The organism is Chryseobacterium sp. JV558, assembly GCF_033712365.1.
GTDB lineage: Bacteria > Bacteroidota > Bacteroidia > Flavobacteriales > Weeksellaceae > Chryseobacterium.
Genome location: NZ_WJHU01000004.1, coordinates 1 through 11982 on the forward strand (window position 1 = coordinate 1; position 11982 = coordinate 11982).

The 11982-nt window shown below is 34.5% G+C and carries 8 protein-coding genes; 2 read left to right on the forward strand and 6 right to left on the reverse strand.

Features of this window, described 5'->3' with window-relative positions; all coding sequences use genetic code 11:
- Positions 1–69 precede the first annotated feature (69 nt).
- The 6 genes from GFU89_RS14485 to GFU89_RS14510 form a co-directional block, all read right to left on the reverse strand.
- Positions 70–306, reverse strand: coding sequence for a hypothetical protein (locus GFU89_RS14485; protein ID WP_318847805.1), 237 nt, complete (start codon positions 304–306; stop codon positions 70–72).
- Positions 307–363: 57 nt separating this feature from the next.
- Positions 364–606 carry a hypothetical protein gene (locus tag GFU89_RS14490; RefSeq protein ID WP_318847806.1) on the reverse strand — a complete coding sequence of 81 codons (243 nt, stop codon included), beginning with the start codon at positions 604–606 and terminating at the stop codon, positions 364–366.
- Between the two features lie 223 nt (positions 607–829).
- Complete coding sequence (locus tag GFU89_RS14495; RefSeq protein ID WP_318847807.1) at positions 830–1495, reverse strand: hypothetical protein; 666 nt, start codon at positions 1493–1495, stop codon at positions 830–832.
- On the reverse strand, positions 1473–5114 hold the full coding sequence (locus GFU89_RS14500) for a DUF6443 domain-containing protein (protein WP_318847808.1): 3642 nt from the start codon (positions 5112–5114) through the stop codon (positions 1473–1475). Before GFU89_RS14500 ends, GFU89_RS14495 begins: the two co-directional genes overlap by 23 nt.
- A gap of 5 nt (positions 5115–5119) precedes the next feature.
- Complete coding sequence (locus tag GFU89_RS14505) at positions 5120–7927, reverse strand: hypothetical protein (RefSeq protein ID WP_318847809.1); 2808 nt, start codon at positions 7925–7927, stop codon at positions 5120–5122.
- Positions 7928–7931: 4 nt separating this feature from the next.
- The gene (locus GFU89_RS14510; RefSeq protein WP_318847810.1) at positions 7932–9569 is read right to left on the reverse strand and encodes a T9SS type A sorting domain-containing protein; all 1638 of its coding nucleotides are present in this window, start codon (positions 9567–9569) and stop codon (positions 7932–7934) included.
- Positions 9570–10368: 799 nt separating this feature from the next.
- Here GFU89_RS14510 and GFU89_RS14515 point away from each other — a divergent pair.
- Both GFU89_RS14515 and GFU89_RS14520 read left to right on the forward strand, forming a co-directional pair.
- A complete protein-coding gene (locus GFU89_RS14515) occupies positions 10369–11046 on the forward strand; it encodes a nucleotidyl transferase AbiEii/AbiGii toxin family protein (RefSeq protein WP_318847811.1) in 678 nt (225 codons plus the stop codon).
- Between the two features lie 47 nt (positions 11047–11093).
- Complete coding sequence (locus tag GFU89_RS14520) at positions 11094–11405, forward strand: DUF6922 domain-containing protein (protein ID WP_318847812.1); 312 nt, start codon at positions 11094–11096, stop codon at positions 11403–11405.
- Positions 11406–11982: the final 577 nt, after the last annotated feature.

Here is an 11982-nt window from a genome sequence, read left to right on the forward strand (position 1 = left end):
CATAAATTTTATTTTCCCAAAATTTAAAATCCACCTTTATTTCCCGGATGCATAGTCTTCCAAAATGAACTACCAATTGTATGTTGTGGTTTTAATACCATCATCCACATGATGATACCAGCCCCACTTCTTAGGTGATTTCCCTAATATAAATCCAGCTGGTGATCTCGGTAGGACTATACCCAATTCATCGATTGATGCGGCAAATTTTGAGTCTGTCTTCATCATTGCTTCAAGTGCTTTATTTGCCTCGCGGAAATGACCTCTTCTATAAACTCCTGGATAAGAACCTTCTGCAAGTTTCATTTCAAAAGCTACAGAATAATAAGTACCTGTCGCTTCTTTAGCTGCTAGTCATGGTTTCTAAAGCTCCAGCAGCCATTGCAAGATACCTATTTTTTTTGGGGGGAGCCAATTACTCATCACTTGCCCACCAATATCAAAGACTCCTGCTGGATCACCCGCTCCCCATATTCCCAAATCCGGAATATACATTCTGGCACCATAGTCATACATTCCATTTTCCTGAAGTTCTTTGCTATTATATTTATAGCTGTAGAAACTTCCGAAACCTGAAGTACTGAACGAACCAGTGATATGATTCATCCTAAAAGGATAGTAATTGTTGTTATTAATAATTTCAGGAGCGCCTGTGCTGCTTTTGGCAAAACTTACCCTGGTATTTCCAAGATTATGGATCTTTTAATACAAGTGCTTAAATAATTTATTTTCACCACTTTACACGCTTTGATTTCTCCTTTATTTTATTTTGGTTATCCAAAAACCATTGCAATGCAATGGTTTTGTAGTGTCTATTCTATCTAAAAGTCTATTTAATTATCTTTTCCGGAAAAAAATCTTTCAGATCAATATCATAAATTACAGGATTACATTTTTTTTCAGAGATATTCTCTTTAGGAACTTTTGAAATATTACTTAAAATATCATCTATATTTTCGTAAACAATATTTCCTTTTAGATCAATGTCTGATACATTACAAAAATTTCGAGTGTCTTGTATGGTAATCCACGCTTTATAAATTTCATTTTTTGGTGGAGGTAGTGGCATGTAATGATATTTTATAAAATACTCGTAATTGAAATCTTTATCTAGTATAGCCATTGAAGAAACAAACATATAGTTATCGTGAGAACCAGTACGCAAACTGAAATTATAGATATTTGTTTTGGTATGAAATACCATCTGTTCAAAATTAGCAAGTATACCTTTATTATATTTTTTAGAAAAGAAAATAATCTTTGCAATGCCATTAGTTCCTAATCCTTTTTTTAAATGAAAATCTTTTCTATTTAATATATAATAAATACTATAGTTGTTATCATCAGATATTTTTATAAGATTTTGTTTTTGTGTTTTTGAATTAATAGAAAATTTTTTATTTTCTATATCAATCATTTTCAATTGAGAGAAGATATTTACACTGATAGTAAAGACCACCAATATTATTATTTTATTTAATTGTTTTAACTCCATATTTTGTCATTATAATATTAAAATTTCTTTGTGTAGCTACGCCATCTCTATACCAAACCCAACCCTTGAGATAATTTTCCTCAGAAGTTTGATTATAATTTATAAAATTTTGAAATGGAATATTTTTTTGACCTTTAGCAATATAGTTACTTGAATAGTCTCTATTCACAAAAACATCTCTTGATGTAGCAATTGAGGAAATTCCTGCACCAAAAAGATCATCATACCTCACAGACCAACATGATCCCATAATCAGATTCTTACCTTCTTTAACATATTTGGCAATTCCAATAAAACTTTCTATACTGTTTCTTGTTTCCGCAGCCAATTTACTTTTATCAGATGTATACTGTTGCATATGGCTTCCTAAAATTTTATCATTATCTGTATGAAAGCCTGTATCTCCTACCATTATATATTTACCGGAGCTTGGATCACGAGTAGCTTCACCATTTTCATCAAGCACATAACGTTCACTGGCTAAACCATGGGCATTAATATAAATATTATCGGCAAGGTTTTTCCCTAAATATGCTGTTAATTTTTCTAAAGCATCTTTTAAGCTTGAAGCATCAATCACATGCCAACCATTTTTTTCAAAATCATTATTAACTAAATTCCCCAGATGCCCTGCATCTCCTCTTAAAAAATTAATGATGATGTTAGTTGCTGTAGATCCCCCACCGGTACGTTTACCAAGGCCGCCTTTTTCTACATATTCGGGCGTAAAACTTCCGTTCATCCCGGAAAACCAATAGGAACCCTCAGGAATGTTACTGATAATTCCACCGTCATAAGGTACATTTCTCATCCCATCCGGGTCTATAAACATAACAGGATTATCTGCCCCATAGTGATAAGGGCTAAATCTTCTGAAGCCTTCTGCTAATGGATCTGTGGTTCCCCATCTTCCCAAATCCGGCATATACATTCTTGCCCCATAATCATACATTCCATTTTCCTGAAGTTCTTTGCCATTATATTTATAGCTATAGAAACTTCCGAAACCTGAAGGACTGAACGAACCAGCGATATGATTCATCCCAAAAGGATAATAATTGTTGGTATCAATAATTTCAGGAGCGCCTTTGCTGCTTTTGGCAAAACTTACCCTGGTATTTCCAAGATGGTCTTTATACTGGTAAATATAACGGTTTTCGGTGAAACTGTAATAGCCTTCCGCGGTCGCTGCAAAATCAAGCTTCCACTCCGGAGTTGGTGTGCCGGGAAATACAAATGATGCATTTTTATAAGCTTGTTGCTCATAAGCAGTTTCTGTTCTGCACTCAAGGCAGATTCCGCCTCCTTCCGTGTAGCTGTACTGGAAACCGTCCAGATAGTCTGTGATACGGGTGGTAGTAGATCCTCTTGGTGGTGCGCTGGAATAGGTTTTTCTCAGCTTGGTTCCGTCTGCACGGTAAAGATAGCTCATCGTACTGTTAAGCAGCTGACCCAATCCGTTTGTCTGCTGCATGCTATACCCGTTAGAAAGGTTCAGAAAGTTATAGGTGATAGACTGTATTCCTTTGTCCGGCATATCTTTCATGTTTCCGTTCAGGTCATAAGTAATAGTGTTATTTCCTCCTTCATAGCCTGTGTCATTCAGTGCATTCTCTGTTACTTTGGTCAAACGGTTTCCGGTATAATCATATACCAAATCATCTACTTGTGTAGCTGTTGTTCCGGATACAGGAAAGGCATTTCTCTTTAATGTTTTAATGTTTCCATTCACATCATACGTCAGGTACTCATTATAATAATTGTTAAACGGTGTGGTGGAAGCAGGTTCAGAATATACTGCATCTTTCATTCTGTTCAGCCCATCATAAGTATAGGTATATCTTTTCTGAACATTTTCCGAAGCATTCTGCCAGTCTATTTCGGCAATACTACCATTGTATTTTCCTGAACTAACATTACTATATTCCGGATTGTTATATTTAATTCCGTATCCGAATAATTTACCATTCAGATTAGCAGGATCATTAATCTTAATAAGGGAACCTCTGATGTTATAAGCATAATCTATACTTTGGAGAGGGCTGGCAGGAGCTGTTCCGCCTACCTTTTTTCTTTTCAGCTGAGATAATTCATTATATTCATTCTGAGACAGAATTTCAATTGGATTATTATCAACCTGATGCCTGTGTACCAACAGCCTGTTCTGATTATCATAGTCAAAGAACTGAGTGATAATCCTTTCGGGATCACTCTGTAATCTTTTGTGATAAACCTTACTTTGAACTGTAGTACCGGCAAAATCCAGCTTGGTCTCTGTTTTCGTATACCCTCCCAAATGATTGATCGTATGGCTTCCTATAATTCTGGATTTAGCATCATACCAGGTCCAGTTATAGGTCCAGTTATTATCATCAATATTCTTCACATAAGATGCCGTAGGAAGATTTTTGGTATTTTGGGAAACACTCATATTATCCCAAATGACATCCTGCCCGAAAATAGGAGCAGGCTTTGCAGGAGTGCCCTGAGGATAAGTATCATAGTAATTGACGCTGAGAATTACCGGTGTTTCACCGCTGAAATAACTCTCTGTATAATAAACGGTACTTCCGCTCCTTGAAAAACCGGTGGTATCTCTTTTTTCAGTGACAATGAGGTTTTTCAGGTCGTTTTGTCTTGCAGCCCTGTCTCCGCCGGTTAAAAATCCGGTATAGACGGGTCTTCCAAACTCATCATACTTAGTCATCAGCCATTGGTTGTTTTGCTTTATGTTGATATCACGGGAAAGAATAAGTCTGTCAGCTTTATCATACACCATGTATTCCCAATCTTTGCCGGGAAGTTTCTTTTCTACCAGTCTACCCAAACTGTCATAACGATACTGATAGCAAAGATTATCCAATGCATTCTGATCTACTGTGGCTTTTGCAGCCAACGGAGTAATGACAAAAACCTGCATCCCAAAATCATTGTAAACGTAGTAAGTATCAACATTCTGTGTACCATCGTTCTTTCGCAAAAGAATAGTTTGTCCAGCTGTATTCTTAAATTCAATGGTCGTATTATTATCATTATCTACTGATATGGTTTTCATCAATTGGTTAGCTCCATAAGTTCCACTGTCAACCAATTCAGAATAAGTAGCTTCATTATTCCAGGCATTAGTAGCCGTATATTTTTTCACCTCTCCGGCAATATTCGCACTATACACCATCTGAACGGGATGGAGTGCCCAATCATTTCCTAAAGGAGTAATCTTATCAACCCTGCTTAAGGGAGAATTTTCAAACTTTTTTTCGGAATAGATTTTCTCCTGTCCGAATACGGAAGGAGCATTGGCTAGCGGATTTGAATAAAAAGCTCCATTCTGTGTACTATTTTGCGGAATCGGAAGATATTCTTTCGCGAGTCTTCCAAATTCATCATATTCAATATAATTAACGATATCTTTTCCGGATGGCGTAGCCTTAATTGCTACCGTTTGCTTTACATTTCCCAGACCATCAAAGTATTGTATGGTTTCTGACTTTTTAATACAGTCCCCATCAAGACAGGTTTTGCTGTATACATAATTTTCAGTAGCTGTGGCATTTAGGGTCTGGCCGTAAGAATACCCTGATATCCATAAAATACTGAATATATTTAAAATTCTTTTCATCGGTATTAGTGTTTATAGTTATACTGGTATTCTTTAATCGTTTTACCTTCTGAATCTATTGTTTTTATTAACCTGTTTGATATGTCATATACATAGGTTAATTTTATTCCATTGGCAGAAACCGATTGTGTAGTACCAATCAAAGGATCATAGGTATAGACAGCCACTGGCTTAGACTGTAATGCCGGATCTTTACGTAGGTTTTCCAAAGCTTGTAACAGGGATGCTTCATTGGCGGGATTATCGGCATCAGCATTAGATGCATTTACCGCAGCAATAACAGATGGCAGGGCAGCTATCTGGCTATAAGTAACTCCTGTAATCTGGGCAATAGGCTGGGTCTGATAATATCCCCATATTGTAGTGGTAGGAATACCATTTTTTCCTGTAATTTCCATCAGATTTCCTTTACTGTCATATTTATTAAATGTCATTATCGTAACAGGGGCCAGGTTTTTCAAATCATAAGTAATCACTGAGGATGGATTGAGGTGATCAGCAGAATCATATTTTGTTTCTCCTTTGCTGGTGATAGTTCCGTTTATTTTGGTTTCTAACAGAATGGGAACAGAAAGCATATTGGCATTGATCAAACGGGTATTCGACAGATCAGAAGGGTATTTTATACTTTTTTCAGTAATTTTTCCTTCGGGGGAAATATTCTTTGTATAAGCCGGTTGAAAATTGGAAGCGTTAAAAACTGTCTCAGTACGGTCTTCCAAACTGCTTCCGTTGGCATAGAATGTTTTAGATGTTGTTGTAGTTGATTTTAACCATGCGCTTTTAGATTTATAAAAACCACAGATAATATATTCCTGTACCCCATTGATTTCATCAAGCACATAATCTGTACTTTCACTGGAAAGCATCTGATTTTGCTGATTATACATTTCTTTTTTCGCCAAAAGGCCTGTAGAAGTAATATTATAATAAGGCTTATAGAGATTGACAGTACTTGTATAGTCATCCGAAGTCTTAAAATAATATTGGGTGTAACCCAGATTCCCCGAAGTTCCCTCATATATTTCTCTTACATTTTTATATAATACTGTTTCATTTAGATTTCCTGCTTCTTCATTGCATACTTCACCGGAAAATAATTTACCACTCGAGCTGCTATTATCAAATAAATCATATTGATAAGACATCGCTTTTTTTACAGTGTTATCTGCATCATAATATTTTATATTGGCAATGCGGGCTCCTATTTTTGATTGAGTCGTATTCTTATAGGGAGCAGATAAGTTAGTGATTGTATAATTTTGAATACTTCCGTTTCCATTTCCACTGATTTGGAATGTATAGGTTCCGGGAGTTAAATCATAGTATTTTACATTTTCTGAGCAGCCATTGGCAACTCCTGTAGCCTCACTTCCTGATGATCTTAATAATTTATAGGTTGGCGGAATAATGATATTGCCATGGATATTAATGATTTCGTAAACCTCATCAATCAAAAGCTTAATAAAAAATCTTTTTGTTGTTGAGACCTGGAATGTGTAGCTTCTACTGTTATTTGTATTGTAATTTACTGTATTAGCAGTACTTAAATACTGTAAAGCAGGATCGGTAATCTGATTTGTATTAAGTTGGGGGTTACTTTTATTCTCATACACTTCATTAGCTTCAAAATTATATACAACATATCCGCCTTCTGGTAAAGTCATTTTTTTGAGTAAGCCTAATGTGTAGGTTTTGGGGTTCATTTTTGTGTTATCAGGACACAGAAAATTTCCATATTCATTAGGGTTTGGAGAAGCTCCATATTTGGTTTCTGATCCCACTTCATCATATGTGAATTGTCTACTTTCGATTGGGGCTTGATTTCTATCTAGTTTTAAAATTGATAGCAGAGTTCTTTTTCCTTGATTGACATTGTTTGGGTAACTAGTACTGGAAAAACTTTCATAATCTAATGTATATTTGGTAATAAGATGAGAGGACATATCCCATAAACTAAGACTTCTTATAATGTAAGGATCATCATTACTAATACCTGTATAAAGATTTTCAAAAGTGATTTTTCCATAGGAAGTAGAAATACTTTCCGTTTTACAATTCTGATATAAAAGTATATTACTAGTACTGCTTACATTTTTACTATATTTCTGATAATTGAAAGTAGCTATCGTAATATTATTTTCATCAATAACCCTTGTTAAATAGAATGCAGATTTATAATTAAAGCCTTTAGGACTTGTATCAGATCTTGCGATGCTATAATCCTCAAAAACATATTTAAATCCTTTGCTGTCAGTTATTTTAAAAGAGTTAAGAACAAGTGTCGCAATATTAGAATCTCTAGTATATTCTATTTTAACATTACTTCCCGAAATATTATTCAATGTAAAAGTATTGTTAATAGTATCTCTGACAAATTTGAACTTTCCTGAATTACCAGGTAAATCATAGTAGTAAATATCATCAAATAAATTCTTTTTATAACTTGATTTCGTAGTATCATAATTGAATTCATCGACAGCTCCATTAATTATCCTTGAAATGACAGCTCCACTTTTAAATAATGACCAGCCAAGACCTACTTCACTAGCCGGTTTATCTTGTCCTGTATTGTAGGGATGATAGCTTAGTGAGGAAGTAATTTCAAAGTCTTTATTTCCCGTTGGCAATGACAATAAAGGGATTCCAATACTGGGAACTCCGGTAGATAATGAGATAGGGGTATTTACATAGGATGAAAAGGATGATGCGGAAGGCACAGGCTGAGCGGTATCCCCGTAGTTCCTTTCAATCTGAGATTTTCCCAAATTAAAAATCAGGAAAATAAAAATTAAAATAATTTTCTTAAACATGGTTTTATTTCTTAATTAATTTGGCATTCGCCGTTTTATTGGTATCAGTTTTTATAGTGATTAAGTAAGCACCCTGAATCAAAGCCTGAGTGTTAATCTTAGTTACTCTATTCTTAGTTTTAATACTCTGAAGCTGCCTTCCACTCATATCATATAATAGAATATCAGCATCCTTAAAATCAAAACCGATTTCTACATAAGCATAGTCAGATACAGGATTTGGATAGATTTTGATGTCGTATTTTTCTATTAACTGATCAACCTGTTTGTCTCCCAGCTTTACAATCTTCCAGTTTTCTTTACCTAATTCTTCTGCGCTGGTTCCTGCTAATACAATAGAACCATCTCTATTCAGCTTTAAGTCAGAAAGTCTTTCTTCTTTTTGTCTGGATTCTCCTTTCACATATTTTCTCCACTGCTCATTTCCATTCTGATCCAGATATAACATCCAGAACGTTTCATCGTCAGTCTCTATTCTTCCTTCAGCCTGCGTATAGCCTCCTAACAAGATTCCTTTTGTAAAGTCTTGATTCTTGGCTATTGAATCCTGGCTCTGAATCACACTCATTCCCATTAGGATATCACGATTTTTGAAATTGTAAGATTTCTGCCATTGTTCCTCTCCTCTTTCATTTAAAGAAATCAGCCAAAGGTCTGTTCCTTCTTCTAGTCCAACCGTTTTATTTCCTGATCTTTCTGATCTGGATTCTCCACCAATGATAAAGCCATTTGAAGTTAATGCCAGAGTTCTCAAATGATCATCTCCTTTTCCACCAAAGTTCTTTTCCCATTCTACTTTTCCGGTTTTGTCTAACTTGACAATCCAGTAGTCGCCTTCACCAAAATTGTCGCTTTGCTTTGAGCTTGCAGAGAGCAGGTTTTGGGTTGCAGGTCTGTCAGACGGAGTATTAGTATTGATCGTTGATTGCTGATGAGTTGTTTTAACAGCTCCACTTCTGGAATAAATTCCCAGTAAGGCTCCGCCGTCTTTCGTTGGAATCATCTTCTCCACTTCGTCTAAGCCTTTTCCGCCTAAAATTAATTGCGAAAGTTCTTTTCCGTCTTTATTCAGTCTTGTGATCAAAACATCTTTTGAACCATATCCTTTTGAAGAATTCTGTACGTTACCAGCAACAAAGAATCCTAGATCTGTAGTTTGAATAACCGATCTTGCTTCTTCGTCTGAAGAATTTCCCACGGTTTTCTGCCATAATTCATCACCAAATTCATTGATTCTGATCAGCCAGATATCTGAACCTCCTTTTGAATCTTCTTTTTTATCCAGACCTTTTCCTGAGTAAGAGGTTCCGGCCAATAGAAATCCGCCATCTTGTGTTGTAACTGTGGCTGATAAATAATCATGATTTGTTCCTGAGAAGTATTTCTCCCAGACTTCATTTCCTTGCTGATTAAGTTTTACCAGGTGAAAATCGTAGCCATTGTTCTGCTTACTTCCTGATGTTTGCTGATTATCGCTTTGAATAGAGCTTCCCGTGATAAGATACTGCTGATCGATGGTTGTAGTAACCTGGCTAAGAAAATCCTGGGTAGAGGATTTGATGTCTTTCTGCCATACCACTTCCTGAGCAGAGATACCCAAGGCCGTGCATAAATTGAATGCACCGATATAGAATTTTTTCATTCCCGTGTTGTTGTTTTCTGAGTTAGTAATTAGTTTATTGAAAACTGCGCGAATTTAACATTTTTTAAGACATGAAAATCATTTTAATGCAGTTTCCTGTAAATCATACTATTTATAATCAAATTCTCTCTATTTAATTTATATCCACTTTCATCCTAATTATGATGTAAAAATATCCATCAACAACGACAAAACTTGTCGTATTAAAAATAAATCTTGATAATATGAAAACAAGTACGATAGGAAAAAACACGCAAAATGTATATAGTATCTTACAATGATTATGTGCTTGGATAGGTATTGAAACAGAAATCAGAGAGACCAGCATTCAAATAATGTTGTTTCATTCTCTTAAAAAAATAAATTATCACTTAAGGTCAATTCATAGATTTAAAATAAAATCATACCGATTCAAAGTCTCACAGAGCGAAGCAGCAACTTTGTTAGGACGTAAGGACTTTCAAAGTTGCGAATGAGCTCCTAACTTTTCCGCATAGTTGTAAAATCATATGCATTTAGATATGCAATAGAATTATTCTTAAAACAAAATTTCAGGTAAATTACTTTTTACAAAGCACGCTTAGTTTTGATTAATTGTTTAAAAAGTACAAACAGATTTTATAGATATATACTTACGTGACTAGCAACAGAAAAATTTTTAAGTTCAATCATTAATATCTGCATCAATAAAAGGCTTCTAATTTTGACTTTCATTGACGATCGAAGCCAAATAGGTCCTTACACTATCATTGTACAGACATACCTCATTTACAGGATTAATTTTCTGAAAAATGAAATTATGATCCATAAGGAAACTGTCAGTAAGGAGATGTGGGAACTCTTACAACAGCTGATGAAAGATGAAATGCTAAAAGATTTTACTTTGGTAGGTGGTACCGCTTTAGCCTTAAAATTAGGGCATAGATTATCTGTAGATATTGATTTGTTTACTACAAGGGATTTTGACTCATACGCCTTACTAAACCACTTACAAAAAGAATACAATGCGACTAACGAAATTGTTTTTGAGAATACCGTAATGACCTATATTAAAGATATAAAAGTTGATCTTTTAGCTCATAAATATCCTGTCATAGCAATGGATAAAATCTCAGAAAATATAAGAATGATTTCTAATGACGACATTGGTGCTATGAAACTTCACGCAATATTTCAAAGTGGAGAAAGATTAAAGGATTTCGTAGATATGTATTTTCTTCTTGAGGAAAAACCTCTACAGTCATATTTAAATAGCTACCAAGCGAAATACAACGGAAATTCAAATTTGGCAGCGTACTCATTAGTTTATTTTGATGGGATTAGAAAAGAATATGATGTTTCAATAGTTCACGGTAAAGAGCACAAATGGAAAACAATGCAGGAAAGACTTAAGGAAGCTGTACTAAATCCTAATGTAAAATATGGAAATTCAGTCGAAAAAAAAAGTTGTTCTAAAAAACAAAGGAAAGGGATTTAGAAGGTGATTTTGTTGCCATAACGAGATAAAATCACTATATTTAAAGTATGGGATTAAAGAGAAAAGTCTTGCCAAAAATACATCCAAAATTCTTTTGGGATACCAATTTTAAGAAACTTGATTGGGAAAAAGCATATATCCCTATTATTTCTCGAATTCTTGAGAGGGGTGGGCAAAATGAGATCGATGAAATTATAAAATACTACGGTCGAGAAAAAATTGTTGAGACAATCCTGAAAGAAATTCATTTTTTACCTAATTACGCCATTGACCGAGCAATGGATTTTTTTCCGGAACTTAAGAAAGAGGATATGCACTGCTATATTAACCGTAAGGATAAACCATATCATTGGATATAGCTCAGAAACTATTTATTTCAGCTATAACTCAAAACAAATTATATTTTGAGAAAAACAATTTCTCATATTAAAAAATTGAAAAGTGCTACATTGGGTGAGGCAATGCTCGGTAAAAAATTGCATGCATTTTAATAGACAATATATTCATCATTGAAACAGAATTTTAGGAACATTACTTTTTATAACGTGGTTTTTATTAAACTTTTAAAAAGTACAAAAGGAAGCCCATATACATATTGTAGATTTTAAGTCTAAATGTTTTATCTGCTTTTATATTGATATGCCCATAATTTTTAAAATTCAATAGACATTCATTAAAGTAATGTACTTATTACCCTTTCATTAAGAATGGAAGGATTTTCGTTTATCGTAAATACTTTCAAAAATTATTATTTTTGTATCAGTTACAGCCAACATGGCAAACTTACAAAAAACAATTTTGTTGTGAACTGCTTTCAAAATTATTATTTTCATGATTAGTTATAGCAAATAAAACCGGGCTTTGGTATCCGCCACCTTTGTGAACTGCTTTCAAAAAATTATTATCTTCGTGATTAGTCACAGCTAATCAGATCAC